The organism is Salibacter sp., assembly GCF_031581065.1.
In the GTDB taxonomy this organism is placed as follows: Bacteria; Bacteroidota; Bacteroidia; order Flavobacteriales_G; family Salibacteraceae; genus Salibacter.
Genome location: NZ_JAVLBN010000011.1, coordinates 1 through 16,430 on the forward strand (window position 1 = coordinate 1; position 16,430 = coordinate 16,430).

Here is a 16,430-nt window from a genome sequence, read left to right on the forward strand (position 1 = left end):
CCATGATCGACTTTTGGCTTGAAACTTCCAGTTCTTGTGGTAGGTAGCCAAGCGTATCGTCTTCAGAAAGCGCAACCGAACCGCTGTCCGGTTCCTGGATGTTCATAATGACTTTGAGGAGCGTGGATTTCCCTACACCATTTTTTCCTGTTAGACCGATGCGATCTTTGGGGAGTATTTTAAAGGAAATGTCTTCAAAAAGCTGGTGTCCGCTAAACGAAACAGAAATATTGTTGATTCCGATCATGCTGCAAAATAACAGAGATTCGGGAAAATAGACGCAGTGGAGTTAAATTGATTTAAGAAATAATCATGCTTTCTCTTTTAACGGAACAAACTCTGTAACCTCTAAACCGTAGCCTACCATTCCTGTGCGTTTCTTGGGGTGGTTTGACATGAGCTTCATTTTTTGAACGCCCAAACTGTTCAGGATTTGAGCTCCAACACCGTAATCGCGCGGATCCATTTTCATCTTTTGCAATTTAGCATCCACAGCATCAATTCCTTCTTTGCGTTGCTTGCGATTGAGGACAGTGTTGCTGTTTTCCTGTTGCATGTAAATAACAACACCTTTATCGGCATTTTCTATCATGGAAAGCGCAGCGTAGATTTCGGGTCCGGCTGAGATTTGAGTCGATTTCAAAATATCACCTCGCAGATAGGAAGAATGAACTCTGATTAGCACTTCTTCTCCTTTTTCCCATGTCCCTTTTGTCACTGCTACGTGTCGCTCACCTGTAGTGGTTTGGTTGAAAACATGGAGTTCAAATTTATCCCCATTGTGATCGAGTGTGGTAGAAAATACTTTCTCGATAAGTGATTCATTTTCCATCCTGTACGCGATAAGGTCTTCGATGGAAATGATTTTTAAATCGAATTTATGAGCAATCTTATACAGTTGTGGCAAACGAGCCATTGTTCCGTCTTCGTTCATGATTTCCACGATCACTCCGGCCGGTTTTAATCCGGCCAAACGCGCTAAATCGATGGAAGCTTCAGTGTGCCCGGTTCTGCGGAGAACACCTCCGTTTTTGGCTTTGAGCGGGAAAATGTGCCCGGGACGGTTGAAATCTGTCGGTTTGGTAGATTGCTCGACAAGGGCTCTGACCGTGTTTGCGCGATCGTGTGCAGAAATACCGGTTGTATTTCCGGCTCCGTTGAAATCGACCGAAACGGTGAATGCTGTTTCGTGCGGATCGGTATTTTTGCCCACCATGAGCTCGAGGTTGAGCTCTTTTGCTCGTGTTTCAGTAATGGGTGTGCAGATCAATCCGCGACCATGAGTGGCCATGAAATTGATCATTTCAGGTGTTGCCATTTCGGCTGCAGCCACAAAATCACCTTCATTTTCACGGTCTTCATCGTCAACGACAATGACAACTTTTCCCTGTTTAATATCTTCGAGGGCTTCCTCTATCGTATTTAATTTATCGCGCATCTAACAATGTTTCGTTATGCAATTACTCCTGAACCAATCAACTCATCACAGTTATACCAGGCCGCAAACTGACCGGGCGTGATGCCGCGTTGAGGTTCGTCAAATTCAATGTAAATACCTTCTTCTGTCTTGTGAACAGTTCCGGCTTGTAAAGGTTGGCGGTAGCGTATGCGAATATCGAACTTTTGGCTCTGACCATTATTCATTTTTAAATCCTCGCGAACCCAATGAGTATCGCTGTTGGGAATGAAAAGAGCTGATCGATAGAGCCCCGGGTGATTTTCACCCTGTCCGGTATAAATAATGTTGTTTTCAGTATCTGTTTCAATCACAAAAAGCGGCTCAGGCGTTCCTCCTATGCCCAGCCCCTTTCGCTGCCCGATTGTGAAAAAATGTGCTCCGTTGTGTTCCCCAACCACATTGCCCATTTCAGTAGAGTGGGCGAAGGGAGTAGCCATTTTTTCAAGGTCACGGTCAGAGCCGTTTTTAGCGTAAATCCCGGCATCTTTCGGAATCTCCACCACCTTGCCGGCTTTGGGTTTGAGTTGTTGCTGAAGAAAATCTGGCAACTTCACTTTTCCGATGAAACACAAGCCCTGAGAATCTTTTTTATCTGCCGTTACAAGACCCACTTCCTGTGCGATTTCCCGCACTTCGCTTTTTTGCAAATGCCCGATCGGGAACAGAGCTTTGCTCAGTTGATCCTGATTGAGCTGACAGAGGAAGTAACTTTGATCTTTATTTTTATCAGCACCGGCAATTAGTTTGTAAACATTTTTGCCGTCAATTTCTTCAACACCTTTTTGACAATAATGACCGGTTGCCACATAATCGGCTCCCAGTTTCATTGCTGCATCGAGAAATATGTCAAACTTGATTTCGCGGTTGCACAGCACATCGGGATTGGGTGTGCGGCCACGTTGATATTCAGCAAACATGTAGTCGACAATTCTTTCTTTGTACTGTTCGCTGAGATCGATCGTTTGAAAAGGAATTCCGAGCGATTCAGCAACCTGAAGCGCATCATTACTATCGTCAACCCACGGACATTCATCGCTGATGGTCACAGAGGTATCGTGCCAGTTCTTCATGAACATCCCGATGACTTCATAGCCCTGTTGCTGAAGAAGATAAGCTGTTACACTTGAGTCAACTCCGCCCGATAAACCAACTACAACTCTTCCTTTTTCCATAATTCGCTGCAAAGGTAGGGCTTACATACGAAAAACCCCGACAAGTTTGTTGCCGGGGTTCGGTTCTAATTGTTAATGATTTCTTATTTGCAATCCTTTTGGACTTTTGAGGCAATTTCGATTTTGACCTCAGGCCACAATTTACTCACACCGTCAGATCCTTTGTGAAGATCGTAACAAACTGTGTTGAGTGAATCGACAGCAGGCTGAGCTTTCCAATGAGATAATTTCATACCTTCTGCTGAAACTGATAAGGTATTATCCTTGATTTCGTAGCTAAAGTCAAAAGCTTTACTTATATTATTCATTGTGATATCCATAGAAATAATACCGATAGCTTCATCTACTCCTAAAACCTTTCCTTTAATCGATGTAGTTTCATCCATTACACCAAAGAAGTGTGCCAGGATTTTTTTGTCGCGGTCAGGAGCGTTGGAGTTAACCGTAGCAACCGGAATTTCAAATGTCGCATTTTCAAAAACACTTGCTATTGAACTGGCTTTTTGTGTGTTTGAAACGATGAGTGAATCAAACGTTCCGCTCACGCCAATCTTTTCAGTTGTTTTGTAAGCTGTCCATTTTACTGAAGTATTTTCAAGATCAAATGCGTAAGTGCATTCTTCTTTTTTTGCGGCTTCTTCAACCTTTTGGTCTTTTTCTTCAGTTTTCTTTTCAGTTCCCTGATTTCCGCAACTCGCGAAAAACGCGAACGAGCCAATTGTCAATAGTGTTAAAAATTCTCTTTTCATAGCGTTTATTTATTTGAGTCCTATTTCTTTTAAGCGTTCATCTAAGTATTCTCCCGCTGTAATGTCTTCAAATTGTTTTGGGTGTTCTTCATCAATACATGAACCGAGACAATCCAGCTTCATATCACTCTTTGGGTGAAGAAAGAACGGGATTGAGTAGCGCGAAGTGTGCCACTTATCTTTGGGCGGATTCACAACGCGGTGCGTAGTACTTCTCAGTTTTGCATTTGTGAGGCGTTGAAGCATATCACCAACGTTGACTACAATGTGATCGGGAAGAGCTGTAACATCAACGTATTCCCCTTTTCTGTTCAGAACCTGCAATCCGTCAGCTGAAGCGCCAATAAGTAAAGTGATGAGGTTGATGTCTTCGTGCTCACCGGCTCTGACCGCATCCTCAGGAGCGTTTTTATCAATAGGTGGATAATGTATAGCGCGTAAAATGCTGTTGCCACGCAACACTTTATCATCAAAATAATTCTCATCGAGGTCGAGATAAAGCGCTATAGCTCTCAACATATCCACACCTGTTGCTTCGAGCGATTGATAAGCTTTTTTACCTACAAGGTTGAAGCGAGGAATTTCTTCAACGTAAATATTTTCAGGGTATTCTTCTTTTAGTGGATCGTCATCTTCAACGTATTGTCCAAATTGCCAAAATTCCTTTAGATCTCCGGTGTTACGGTTTTTAGCATGTTCTTTGCCAAATGAAGTATAACCGCGCTGACCGGCCAGATCAGCGTGTTCGTATTTCAGTTTAACATCCTCATCGAGATCAAAGAAACATTTCACTTCTTTGTAGAGCTTTTCGATAAGTTCATCATCAATTCCGTGGTTTTTCACCGCTACAAAACCAATTGTTTCGTAAGCTTCACCGAGTTTTTTTACGAAATTTTGCTTCTTTTCCTTATCACCTGATGTGAAATCAGCTAAATCCACGCTTGGGATTCCTTGCATATTGTTATCTGCTGACATGATTCGTATGTTTTGAAACCAAAGTTGTCAATTTCCGTGAAAATACGAAAGTATAGGAATTCAGGTTTAGTGAAGTATGAAGAGAAATCTTTTTTTGAATACAACCGTTAATAATTGTTACAAAAGCTTTAATAAGTGGACTTTTCGATATTTTTTCACTAAACTTTGCGCCCAATTTAAGATCAGTCCAAATAAATTTTTTATTTTCATCAAAATGGATGCTAAAGATATCATATTGAACATTCGCAAAATAGTGAGGTCTATTAACCTTGAATCAAAGCGAATTCAAAAAGAGTTTGGTGTTAGCATTCCACAATTATTAACATTGGTTTATCTCAATGAACAAGAAGAGTTTAAGGCACGTCAAAGTGAAATTAAAAAATACCTCAACCTCAATGCAAGTACTGTTACCGGGTTAATTTATAGATTGGAAGCAAAGGGGTATGTAGCTAAATTGCCTAAAACGGGAGATAGAAGGGTAACATACGTTTCGATAACCACTAAAGGAAAATACATCATCGAAAACTCTCCCGGCCTTTTACATACCGAGCTGAGAGATAAACTCGAGAATATGTCTCCTGATCAATTTGAGGAAGTTAAAAAAGCATCTAATTTGTTAGTTAATGTGTTAGGAGCTAAAGATGTCAGTGCATCTCCTGTTATTACAGAGCATGAACCCATTAACTTTCAATAGCAATATTTATTCCAAAATAGTTTGTACAAGAACTAAATTTTACTTTTTTTGTTTAACACTATATAATATAAAGAAATAAATGGCAACATCAACATCGCAAAAGAAAGAGAAGGTTTTAAAGAAGCTCGTCAAGAAATTGGAAAAGGAAGGGTACGATGAGCTCAAAACCCGTTTTGCCGGCTACAAAACACCAATAGATCTCAATTATAACGGATCAATGAAGAAGTTTACTCCTGATCTGGTAGCCGTTAAAGACGAAGTTTCTGATGTGTACGAAATAGAGCACAAAATGAAAGAGCGTGAAATACAGGATCAGGTTGCAAAATGGATTCTGTTCAGTTCTTACTCAAAGCAAAATAGAGGAAAATTCAAGCTTCTGGTACCGAAAGATCGTGCTGAGAAATTCCAAAACTTAATTGACCGTATGATGATTGATGCCGAATTGGTGAAGCTTGAGAATATAGCTTAATTCTCAATGCACTGGATAGACCTAACGATTTTCATAACATATATGGTTGTCATGCTCGGTGTGGGCTTCTTCTTTATGAGGAAGAACAAATCTGAGGATGATTATTATGTTGGCGGTAGGTCGATGGGAAGTTGGCATATTGGCCTTTCAGTCGTAGCTACCGATGTAGGTGGCGGTTTTTCAATCGGACTGGGAGGCCTTGGTTTTGTTATGGGAGTTAGTGGGTCGTGGATGTTGTTCACGGGACTGATAGGCGCTTGGTTGAGCGGTGCTTTTTTAATTCCCAAAGTAGCCAAACTATCAAAAAAGGTCAAATTACTCACATTCCCGCAAATATTCAATCAATTTTACGGACCTGAGGTAGCCCTGTTAGCCGGACTCATATCGGCTATTGGCTACCTCGGTTTTACCAGTTCTCAAATATTGGCAGGTGCCAAGCTTGCTTCTGCCTCATTTGTGAATTTGGGTCTGACCGAAGCGCTCATTATCATGGGAGTTATTGCGGTGGTTTACACCGTACTGGGCGGACTCAAAGCTGTGATATACACCGATACTGTTCAGTGGGCAATACTGATGATCGGTTTAATCTTTATTGGATTGCCACTCGCTTACAATGCTATTGGTGGAATTCCGGCAATTAAAGCTTCAGTGGGGCCTGAGTTTTTGTCGCTCACTAATATTTCCTGGAGTCAGCTCGTCAATTGGGCGATTACTATTATTCCCATTTGGTTTGTCGGGATGACGCTTTACCAGCGAATGTACGCGGCAAAAGGTGAAAAAGAAGCAAAAAAAGCATGGTTCATTGCCGGCATTCTGGAATGGCCTATCATGGCAATGATGGGTGTGCTTTTAGGTCTTTTTGCTCGTGTGGCTTTTGACCAGGGAATGTTTGGTGAACTCGGTTTTCCGGTAGGCTCTGACCTCGATTCTGAAATGGGATTACCACTTTTACTCAGAACCGTACTTCCAGTTGGTTTAATGGGTATTATGATGTCGGCTTATTTTTCAGCAATTATGAGTACAGCGGATTCTTGCCTGATGGCTGCATCGGGTAATATTGTCTCTGATTTACTCTCTAAAATTGTGAATCTCAAAGAAAATCAGGTTGTGCGAATCTCACAGGTGATCACACTCATTATTGGTGCAGCAGCCATCTTGATTGCGCTCAATTTGCAGAATGTGCTGGATCTGATGCTTCTATCTTATTCCTTTATGGTCTCCGGACTGTTGGTTCCTGTGATTGGAGCATTCTTTTGGAAAAAGAGAAGTACGATTGGAGCTGTTTCAGCAATGTTAGGTGGCGGATTAACAACGGTTTTTCTCAATGCATTTGAAGTAAACCTTCCGTTTGGATTGGATGCCAACTTCTTTGGAATTCTAGCCTCAGCGGTACTTTTCATATCTTTAAGCAATCTATTTCCTAACAAGAGAACTGTTATTGATCATCATGAAGAAGTAAAAAACTAAAAATATAAAAGCATGAAATTTAAGACACTCAACCAAAATTCAGGAAAAGACAAATTACACAGCAATGATGTTATTGCTGATTTTCTCCATGAACACCTCGAAGAATTTGGTGATCCCAAAGAGGATATATTAAAAGCTCTCAACTATGTTTTTGATCACGGTGGTTTCATCCTGCTTGGGCTCGAAAACAAAGAGATTGTTGGAGCTGTTGTAATCAATGACACCGGGATGTCTGGCTACATTCCAGAGCATATTCTGGTTTACATAGCTGTTCACCACAATCAGCGCGGAAAAGGAGCAGGAAAAAAATTGATGGAAGGTGCATTAAAACTTTGTGCCGGAGATGTGGCGCTACACGTTGAGGATAATAATCCGGCCAAGTTTCTTTATGAAAAGGTTGGCTTTACAAATCCGTATCTCGAGATGCGTTGGAAAAGAAAGCAATAAGCATGGAGATAGAGCAAGATTTAATCCAGGAAATCACCGATTTTAGAAGAGAGCTTCACAAGGAGCCTGAAGTATCAGGAAATGAATACGACACTTCTGAAAAAATAGAAACCAAGCTGAAATCGCTAAAGCCCGATGAAATTGTTCATCTAGGCAAAACAGGGCTAGCTGCAATTTTTAAAGGAAAAGAGGAAGGTCCATCAATCCTTTTTAGATGTGAGCTGGATGCTCTTCCAATACAGGAAATCAATCAGTTTGATCATCGGTCAGAGCGCGATGGTGTTTCGCATAAATGCGGTCACGATGGGCACATGGCAATCATGACCGGTTTGGCGACAATTGTTTCTCAAAATAGACCTAAAAAAGGCAGATTGATTTTACTCTATCAACCGGCTGAGGAAGATGGAAGAGGAGCTCGTTCAGTAATTGAAGATTCGAATTTTTCTAAAATTGAACCGGATTACGTCTATGCGCTCCACAATTTGCCGGGATTTCCAAAAGGACAGGTTGCAGTTAAAAACGAAACGTTTACGGCTGCTGCAAAGAGCATGATCTCAAAGTGGAAAGGTAAAACCTCTCATGCTGCTGAACCCGAAAAAGGTTTCAATCCGGCATATCCAATTGCTAATGTTCTGACCGAAAGTGAAAATGTGGTTGTCAAAGATCCCACGCATGAAAAATTCAGACTCATAACGCCAATTCACATCAATTTGGGTGAGAAAGCTTATGGCGTATCAGCCGGTTACGGAGAGCTTCATCTTACATTCAGATCCTTTTCCAACGAACTCATGGATCAATTGACGAAAGATATGGTGGATCTGACCGAAAAGGCTTCAAAAGAATTTCATATTCCGGTTGATATTAGTTGGACTGAGGTTTTTAGCGCTAATCAAAATGCACCTGAGGCAGTGGATAAAGTGCGAAAAAGTGCTCGAGATTCAGGAGTAGATTTAAAAGAACTCGATACACCATTTAAGTGGGGAGAGGATTTTGGTTTGTTTACTGAAAAATACGAGGGTGCCATGTTTGGTGTTGGCTCCGGAGAGGATTGCCCGGCATTGCACAATCCTGATTATGACTTCCCCGATGAAATTATTGAGCCGGCTGTTAAAACTTTTTATGGGATTCTAAATCAGCACTTAAACGAATAATATGTTTCACACATCGGAAATTGAAATAGACAGATCAGCTCTCAAAAACAACATCTCTTTTTTACAGGATTTGTATGGAAAGGACGTTGGAATCTCATCTGTGATAAAGGGAAATGCTTACGGTCATGGAATAGAAGATTTTGTACAAATTGCTGAGGATGTAGGAGTCGATCATTTTTCGGTGTTCAGTGCAGATGAAGCGCTTCGTGTTTTAAAAGCTGCTCATCACAAACCGATTGTTATGATCATGGGAATGATTGATAACGATGAGCTGGAATGGGCTTTGAGAGGTGGTGTTCACTTTTATGTATTTGAACTCGATCGCCTCGAACATGCGTTGCGACTGGCAAAGCACATTGGAATAAAAGCCAATATTCATATTGAGGTGGAAACCGGAATGAACCGCACAGGTTTTGAGCAGTATGAATTGACTTCTGTCGTGAAATTGTTAGAAGAATATGACGGACATTACATTTTGCAGGGAATGTGTACGCACTATGCGGGTGCTGAGAGCATCGCGAACCAGGTACGAGTAAAGGAGCAGCACAAAACGTTCCTGAAAATGAAAAAGTGGTTTTCACAGCAGGGAATTGTTGCTGAGGAATACCATACCGCTTGTTCAGCAGCGTCAATTCGCTATCCCAAAACGTTGATGGATCGCGTTCGGGTTGGAATCTTGCAGTACGGCTTTTGGCCCAGTCGAGAAACGTTTATCCATTATGCAGCTCAGCGCGATTTACAGTCAGATCCACTTAAACGCCTCATCTCGTGGCGCTCAAAAGTGATGGACATCAAGCATGTGAAAGCCGGTGAGTTTATCGGTTACGGTACGAGCTTCCTGGCACAACAAGATATGAAAGTAGCGACAGTTCCGGTTGGTTACTTTCACGGTTTTAGTCGCTCGCTGAGCAATCGTGGTCGTGTTCTGATCAAAGGTGAGCGAATCAATGTAGTGGGTATGGTCAACATGAATGCACTTGTCGTTGATGTTACGCTAATTGACGGTGTGGAAAAAGGTGATGAAGTAGTGCTAATTGGTAAACAAGGTGATTTGGAGATTTCAGTATCAGCATTCGGTGAGATGAGTGTTCAGTTAAATTACGAGTTACTCACACGCTTACCGGCAGATATTCCCAGAAATATTGTAAATTGAACCCCTAACGAAAGGATTACTTATGGCTTATTTGAAGCTGTTTAGAGACAAGTTAAAACACAATTATCAGTACCTGGATAAACTTTTTAAGGATAACGATATTGAATGGGCTGTGGTCACAAAAGTACTTTGTGGTAACCGCGATTATATTCATGAAGTTATCAACCTCGGAACTCACGAAATATGTGATTCGCGGATTTCTAATCTCAAGGTTGTAAAAGAAATTGATCCTTCAGTTCAAACAATCTACATCAAACCGCCTGCTAAAAGAAGTATCAGCACGATTGTGCGCTATGCTGATGTCAGTTTTAATTCTGAATACGAAACAATCAGAATGCTCAATGAAGAAGCTAAAAAGCAGGAAAAGACGCATAAAATTGTGATCATGATCGAGCTTGGAGATTTACGGGAAGGTGTTATGGGTATTGATTTGATGGACTTTTACGGCAGAATTTTCGAACTCTCAAATATTGAAGTGGCCGGAATTGGATCAAACCTGAATTGTTTACACGGAGTAATGCCTTCGCAAGATAAACTCATTCAGTTGAGCCTTTACGAGCAATTGATCGAAGCGAAGTTTGATCAGAAAATTCCTTACGTTACTGGAGGAACCAGTGTCGTAATCCCGCTTTTGCTCAAAGGACAGATTCCGCATGGTATTAATCACTTTAGAGTGGGAGAGATGCTGTACTTTGGGAATGATCTTTTTTCTGAAGAGCCTGTAGAGGATATGTACCAGGATGTCATCAAGCTCTACGCTGAGATCATAGAATTGATGGAAAAACCAAAAGTTCCAATCGGGACGATGGCAGCTAATCCATCAGGTGAAATGACGGAGATCGATGAAGAAGATTACGGCAAAAAATCTTACCGCGCGATTATTGATTTAGGCTTACTCGATGTATCACCTGACTTTCTCGTTCCGGACGATCCCAACATTGAAATCACAGGAGCCAGCTCTGATATGCTCATTCTCGAACTGGGCGAAAACAAACAAGATTTCCAGGTAGGTGATATTGTTTCGTTTAACCTCAAGTACATGGGAGCTTTGAGTCTGCTCAATTCTGACTATATCGATAAGTTATTGGTTTAGAATTACGATTCACTCAAAACATCCTAAAATAAAACCGCTAATGTAAAAGCTGCTGTTTGAGCTTGCGAGTAGTGTATATTTGGCAAAATGCAAGAAATGCGCAAGACATACATTGCACTGCAGCTCGGTGGTTGGTTGCTCTACATCATCCTGGCTATTGTAACCAACATGTTGCAAGGTCAGCTCGTGACCATCGCCATGCTCTTTCAATATCTCATTGCTTATTTGGTGGGAGTATTGAGCTCGCATTTATACAGGAATCTGATCATCAAACTCAGGTGGACAGAGCTTCGCCTTTTATCCTTGATTCCACGGGTATTGGTCGGATCCGTGAGTTTTGCATTTCTGTTCCAACTTCTTTACGTAACAGCAGACTGGCTATTCTTTGGATCTGAGAGTTATAACTTCGTAGAGATTGCGATACAAATTCTCAATTGGACGGTCCTTTTCGTGTTGTGGAGCGTGATTTATTTTGCGTTTCATTTTTTCCAGCGCTACAAAAGCGAAGAGATTAAGAACCTCACATGGGAGGCGCACAAGAATGAAGTGGAGCTGAATAAACTTAAATCACAGCTCAATCCGCACTTTATTTTCAATTCTATGAACACGATCAGAGCCCTCATCGATGAAGACCCGGTAAAAGCGAAGAAATCTGTCACCCAGCTTTCCAATCTTTTGCGCAACACACTACTCATGGGACGCAAAAAAACAGTGCCTTTTTCAGAGGAATGGCAACTCGTTCAGGATTATGTGGATTTAGAGAAAAAGCGTTACGAGGAGCGCTTACAATTTGAAGCTGATATTGATCAAAGGGCAATGAAGTTTGAGGTTCCCGGAATGATCGTACAAACGATGGTAGAAAACTCTATCAAACACGGAATTGCACATTTGCCAGAGGGAGGCGAGATCAGGCTCAAGGTTGATGTGAAAGATGACGAGCTACACGTTTGTATTGTGAATCCCGGTAAGCTGGGATCTGACCAAAAATACATCGATAAAAAGACTGGTTTTGGTGTGATCAATACCAGGCAGCGATTAGATTTACTTTATGGTGAAGATGCTGATTTCCAGTTGAGAAACGGAGAAGGCGAAACTGTAGAAACTTATATCAAAATCCCTAATAAAACCCTAAGTATATGAAGTACAGAGCGATAATTATTGATGATGAACGCCTTGCAAGGCAGGAGTTGAAATCGGTTCTCAAAAACCAGAAAATGGTGGATGTAATAGATGAAGCGGCTAATGCAATTGAGGCTAAAGATAAAATTGAAAGGCTATCCCCCGATTTGATTTTCCTCGACATTCAAATGCCGGGCAAAAACGGTTTCGAATTACTGGAAAGTCTCGATTACACACCGGAGGTGATTTTCGTTACAGCTTATGATGAATTTGCTCTACGCGCTTTTGAGGTGAGTGCTTTGGATTATATCCTTAAACCGGTAGAGGAAGAAAAGTTCCTGAAATCTCTCGAGAATAAACTCGAACAGATGGAGCAAAAGGATGAAGTAAAATCAAATGAAAATGAGTCTGAATCGCTAGGTGAAAATGATCAGGTTTTTGTGAAGGACGGGGATAAGTGCTGGTTTGTTACATTGAAGGATATCAGGCTGTTTGAAAGTGAAGGGAATTACGTTCGCGTGTATTTTGATAACAACAAACCACTTATTTTGAAATCGTTGAATGCGCTCGATAAAAAGTTGAGCGATAAGGTGTTTTTTAGGGCTAACCGAAAGCATATCATCAACCTCAAGTGGATCGATAAAATTGAAACGTGGTTCAATGGCGGTTTGCTCGTAATCTTAAAAGATGAGAAACGTATTGAAATTTCGAGGAGGCAGGCAGCCAAGCTGAAAGAAAAGATGAGCTTGTAATGAACTCAAAAGCGATAGCGCCTGACAAAAGCATCTACAACCTTGCTGTTATTTAACGGTTCGTTGATTAAAAGAAGAGCGTTGTTGAATTCGTTAAATCCGATGTTAAGTTCATTTAAGTCTATGAGCGATTTGTACTTTTTATTTTGGACTTTCCGCATCTCATCTCTGTGTCTGGCAGCTTTTTCATAGTCATGTTTCTCAACTGCGTTGATTTTGTCAATTCTCAATTGATTGAGCTTCTTGTCAAAAGCGTTTATTTCTTCAATGCCTGATTTATCTAATTTTAAAAACACCGATTCATCATTTTTAACTTCCTCATCAAAGAGCTTCATGGAAGAGGAAAATTTGTTTGTGAGTTCCATCATTGTATCGATATGACTTTCCTCAACTTTTCCGTTAGCCTTTACCGCCTCTTCAGCTTTATGAAGTGTTTCGTTTAATTGGTCGATGATTGATTGCATGGTGTGTTGTTTAATAATCCTCCTCCGAATTTAAGATTTAATCCTGAACCTACAATCCCTGCACCTCCATCAAAGGAAAGCCTCTTTCACCCTGGTCGTTGTAAAAATCGATAAAATGGAGCTTGTAATAATAACCTTCAGCGTCCTTGACGATGAAATTCATCCAGTCGTAAATGATGTAAGAGCTCGCATCAAAATTGTAAAATTTCCAATCGTAGCCAATGGCATCTAATCTTGAAGAAAACTCATAAGCGTTCACCATCTCACGGTTGATTTCACTAAAACTCGATGTTGTATCAATCGCCACACTCGTATTAGTTTCATTTATCAGCGTACCGGTTACGAGATAAGGCATATACTCCGGCTCATAGAAAATGTGTGTGTATTGCGAAAAAAGTAAATCGTATTGTGAGGATTGAGGAGGTAATACGATATCTCCGGTTTTGAGGGATAGTAACTTTCTGTTGTAGCGGCTGTCTTTGTCAATTGTAATAATTTGTTGGTCAGATCCATCGAGATTAGCATACTTTATCGTGTATCCGTCATCTGTTTTATTCAATGAAACTTTTCTTTGACCTCTCGTTTTTCCCATTGCATCAACTCCCAGATCAACGATCCATACTCCTTCTTTTGAGAACCAGTTTGCAAGAGCCAAACTATCAGGGTTGCCGGATGGATGATCTGCGAATAACTCGGGTTCGTCACTGGAGTTCACTTCATCAAAAGTTTTGTTTTCCACCAATCCGGCTGTCATGGCCATTGATGAGTTCAATGTGATTTTCCAGGATGAGTCTGCACAGGAAAAGCCCAGTTCCCAACTAGTTTTATCAGCTACTTTTATAACTGAGTTTGTCCCTAAATCATACCAAATCTGACTGTTGTAATCAGATCCGAGCGGAATTTGGATTGTTTCAACTCCACCGCGGTCGTGAGGTTCTACAGGAACTTCTTCGCGTTCACACGAAAATAAAGCGATGATGGCGAGGAGTATGAAAAATAAGGATCTGACCATTACTTACTGATTTTTATTTTGATATTTCCCACGTAGTATCTTCCTGTGCTTACCTGCATGGCACTTTCTCCGGTAGAGTGGGCTCCGCCAGAGCTGGTAGCTGCAATGTTGTCAACATCAAAAATGTTTTGAGCTCCAACGCCCACTGTGATGCGGTTTTTCCAGAGTTTTTTCGTGATCATAAAGTCTAACATACTGTAGCTTTCGATCTCAGTTTGGTAAACATTCTCGTTTTCATCAAGCGCTACACCCTGCATCGCACCATTGTATTTGTAAAATAGCGCCAGACTCAAATCCCACTTTGGTATCGTGTATTGTGTGTTTCCGGTAAACTCAGGATAATAGTTGTATTCATCGGCTTCGTACTCTTCGCTGAGTTGATTGTACTGTCCGATGAGAGAAACGGTACCGTTGAATTTCCAGTGCTCGAGCATTAAAGAGCCTGTAAAATTGAGTCCGTGAGTTTTGTATTCTCCAACGTTGACATAACTGTATTCTGTGCTATTCACATTGGCAAGCGTGATACGTTCCTCGATGAGGTTGTAGAATCCTTTAGCTTTAAGCTGAAGGATTTTTTGATCCCAGAGTGTTTTGTAACTGGCAGATGCTGCAAGATTATGTGATCTTTCAGCTTTTAAATCATCATTACCCACGATATTGTGGTTGATATCTACAAAGTAGAAATACAGTTCTTTGAGTGACGGAGCTCTGAATCCGCGGGCGTATGAACCTCGATAAGTGAATTTTCCACTGCTGTAACGAATATTTACTGATGGCGTTACAGGTGACTCGTAAGCAGTATTATAAGAATAGCGGAGTCCGGGTCTTAAAGTTAAGTCCGAATTAAATAAATGAATTTGAGAGGAAGCAAAAACGGCATAATCACCCATCTGCTCGGCATTCTCAAACCGCTGACCTGTAGCCCACTCGTGACGAGCATCAAAACCTCCCTGGAATGATAGGTTTTGGTTATGACTGTAAGTGAAAGTTCCCCGGCTCATTACAGCGTTAAAAGTTGAGGTGTCCTGAGAGCCGGGAGTCGCTACCAGTTCTTTGTCGAGAGTGGTCAGATCCGTGACATAAGTGTTTTTTTGACGCTTGTAAATGTTCAGAGCCGAAATCCATTTTAGACTCAACTTATCTGAAATTTCTCCATTTAAAGCGATTGAGTTATCGAATCGGGTAGTGTAGTAGAAATCATCGAAAGCTGTTTCGTTGTAAGGCTTCCTGGGCATTCCTTTGTTGATGATTTCCTCATCGAAATATTGAGAACTCACTCTTAAATTAAAGTTGCCAATTGGATATTGAACAGCTACATTTCCAATGTATTGCTCGCGCGGATTCCAGTTTTGCACTCGACCGGCATCAGCTTTTATTTCACCGGTTTCAGGCATTACAGGATCTTCTTTACTCCAGCCGTCAAAGTAGTTTCGTCTTCCTGTCAATGATATTCGGCCTTTCCCGATTTTTTGACTCACTTGTGCTGAAGCATTAAACGTTCCTATTGACTCTACCTGTGAGTTGATATTGATTTCTGTATTGTTTTGGTATTCTTTCTTTGTGATGAGGTTAATGGTTCCAGCAAGAGCATTAGTTCCGTAATTAACGCTGAGCGGACCTTCCACAATTTCAATCCGCTCGATATTTTCCAAATTGATTTGTGAGAGATCGATATTACCATCCTGTCGGCCGATAATTGGAACACCATCAATCATGATATTGACATTTTGGCCTGAAATTCCCTGCATGCTCAAGCCTGATCCTAAAACGGGATCTTTTGAAATACGGATATTTGGCTCGTTTTCTAGTACATCTTTAAGCGTGACAGCAGCCATTTTCTCCATTTTCTCTCTCGTCACAATTCTAACATTGTGAACAGTTTTTTCAGTACTTTCTTTTCCGTACTGACCTGTAACCACAAACTCGTTGAGAAATTGGCTTTCGGGGTAGAGCTCAATGGTATAATCTCCCGGATATGAAAGTGTATCATTCACTTTTCCATAGCCGATATAAGAAACTGAAACTGCTACTTTTTGTTGTTTGGCCAGGCCCGAGTCTGAAATAACAGCTTTGCCGTCAACATCAGTGAGTACAGCTTTTTTCTTGTTGGCATAAATACCACTGTACAAAATGTGAGCGTTGGGCAATGGAGCCCCACTCTCAGCGTCAAACACATTAAGAGATACCTGAGCCGACAGTGGAGCAGCTAACACAACAGCTGATAAAAAAGAGAAAACGAGTCGATTCAACATGA

At 41.2% G+C, this 16,430-nt stretch carries 17 protein-coding genes; 9 read left to right on the plus strand and 8 right to left on the minus strand.

The window, feature by feature from the left end:
* The 5 genes from RI557_RS04395 to RI557_RS04415 form a co-directional block, all read right to left on the minus strand.
* Window positions 1-247: ATP-binding cassette domain-containing protein (locus tag RI557_RS04395; RefSeq protein WP_310682398.1), on the minus strand; the 247-nt coding region annotated here is incomplete at its 3' end.
* A gap of 63 nt (window positions 248-310) precedes the next feature.
* Complete coding sequence (gene ribB, locus RI557_RS04400; RefSeq protein WP_310667476.1) at window positions 311-1,438, minus strand: 3,4-dihydroxy-2-butanone-4-phosphate synthase; 1,128 nt, start codon at window positions 1,436-1,438, stop codon at window positions 311-313.
* 14 nt (window positions 1,439-1,452) lie between these two features.
* Entirely contained in the window at window positions 1,453-2,631 is a 1,179-nt protein-coding gene (mnmA, locus tag RI557_RS04405; RefSeq protein ID WP_310667477.1) for a tRNA 2-thiouridine(34) synthase MnmA, read from the minus strand.
* 83 nt (window positions 2,632-2,714) lie between these two features.
* On the minus strand, window positions 2,715-3,380 hold the full coding sequence (locus RI557_RS04410) for a YceI family protein (protein ID WP_310682400.1): 666 nt from the start codon (window positions 3,378-3,380) through the stop codon (window positions 2,715-2,717).
* 9 nt (window positions 3,381-3,389) lie between these two features.
* Entirely contained in the window at window positions 3,390-4,337 is a 948-nt protein-coding gene (locus RI557_RS04415) for a 2-oxoglutarate and iron-dependent oxygenase domain-containing protein (RefSeq protein WP_310667496.1), read from the minus strand.
* 232 nt (window positions 4,338-4,569) lie between these two features.
* Between RI557_RS04415 and RI557_RS04420 the strand changes: the two genes are divergently transcribed.
* From RI557_RS04420 to RI557_RS04460, 9 genes are all read left to right on the plus strand, one after another.
* Window positions 4,570-5,049, plus strand: a complete 480-nt coding sequence (locus RI557_RS04420) for a MarR family transcriptional regulator (protein WP_310667479.1) — start codon at window positions 4,570-4,572, stop codon at window positions 5,047-5,049.
* Between the two features lie 79 nt (window positions 5,050-5,128).
* Window positions 5,129-5,518, plus strand: a complete 390-nt coding sequence (locus tag RI557_RS04425) for a hypothetical protein (RefSeq protein WP_151170013.1) — start codon at window positions 5,129-5,131, stop codon at window positions 5,516-5,518.
* Between the two features lie 6 nt (window positions 5,519-5,524).
* Window positions 5,525-6,985, plus strand: a complete 1,461-nt coding sequence (locus RI557_RS04430) for a sodium:solute symporter family protein (RefSeq protein WP_310667480.1) — start codon at window positions 5,525-5,527, stop codon at window positions 6,983-6,985.
* Between the two features lie 12 nt (window positions 6,986-6,997).
* Window positions 6,998-7,432, plus strand: a complete 435-nt coding sequence (locus RI557_RS04435; protein ID WP_310667481.1) for a GNAT family N-acetyltransferase — start codon at window positions 6,998-7,000, stop codon at window positions 7,430-7,432.
* 2 nt (window positions 7,433-7,434) lie between these two features.
* Window positions 7,435-8,583: an amidohydrolase gene (locus tag RI557_RS04440; protein ID WP_310682402.1), complete on the plus strand. Its 1,149-nt coding sequence runs from the start codon at window positions 7,435-7,437 to the stop codon at window positions 8,581-8,583.
* 1 nt (window position 8,584) lies between these two features.
* Window positions 8,585-9,736: an alanine racemase gene (gene alr, locus RI557_RS04445; protein ID WP_310667483.1), complete on the plus strand. Its 1,152-nt coding sequence runs from the start codon at window positions 8,585-8,587 to the stop codon at window positions 9,734-9,736.
* A gap of 22 nt (window positions 9,737-9,758) precedes the next feature.
* A complete protein-coding gene (locus RI557_RS04450) occupies window positions 9,759-10,829 on the plus strand; it encodes an alanine/ornithine racemase family PLP-dependent enzyme (RefSeq protein WP_310667484.1) in 1,071 nt (356 codons plus the stop codon).
* A gap of 96 nt (window positions 10,830-10,925) precedes the next feature.
* Window positions 10,926-11,969 carry a histidine kinase gene (locus RI557_RS04455; RefSeq protein WP_310667485.1) on the plus strand — a complete coding sequence of 348 codons (1,044 nt, stop codon included), beginning with the start codon at window positions 10,926-10,928 and terminating at the stop codon, window positions 11,967-11,969.
* Window positions 11,966-12,700, plus strand: coding sequence for a LytTR family DNA-binding domain-containing protein (locus tag RI557_RS04460; protein WP_310682404.1), 735 nt, complete (start codon window positions 11,966-11,968; stop codon window positions 12,698-12,700). The genes RI557_RS04455 and RI557_RS04460 overlap by 4 nt, the downstream gene beginning before the upstream one ends.
* Window positions 12,701-12,705: 5 nt before the next feature.
* Here the strand turns inward: RI557_RS04460 and RI557_RS04465 are convergent, their stop codons facing one another.
* From RI557_RS04465 to RI557_RS04475, 3 genes are read right to left on the minus strand one after another with little or no spacing between them, the layout of a single operon-like run.
* The gene (locus RI557_RS04465) at window positions 12,706-13,164 is read right to left on the minus strand and encodes a UvrB/UvrC motif-containing protein (protein WP_310667487.1); all 459 of its coding nucleotides are present in this window, start codon (window positions 13,162-13,164) and stop codon (window positions 12,706-12,708) included.
* A gap of 49 nt (window positions 13,165-13,213) precedes the next feature.
* Window positions 13,214-14,176 carry an HmuY family protein gene (locus RI557_RS04470; protein ID WP_310682406.1) on the minus strand — a complete coding sequence of 321 codons (963 nt, stop codon included), beginning with the start codon at window positions 14,174-14,176 and terminating at the stop codon, window positions 13,214-13,216.
* The gene (locus RI557_RS04475) at window positions 14,176-16,428 is read right to left on the minus strand and encodes a TonB-dependent receptor (protein ID WP_310682408.1); all 2,253 of its coding nucleotides are present in this window, start codon (window positions 16,426-16,428) and stop codon (window positions 14,176-14,178) included. The genes RI557_RS04470 and RI557_RS04475 overlap by 1 nt, the downstream gene beginning before the upstream one ends.
* Window positions 16,429-16,430: the final 2 nt, after the last annotated feature.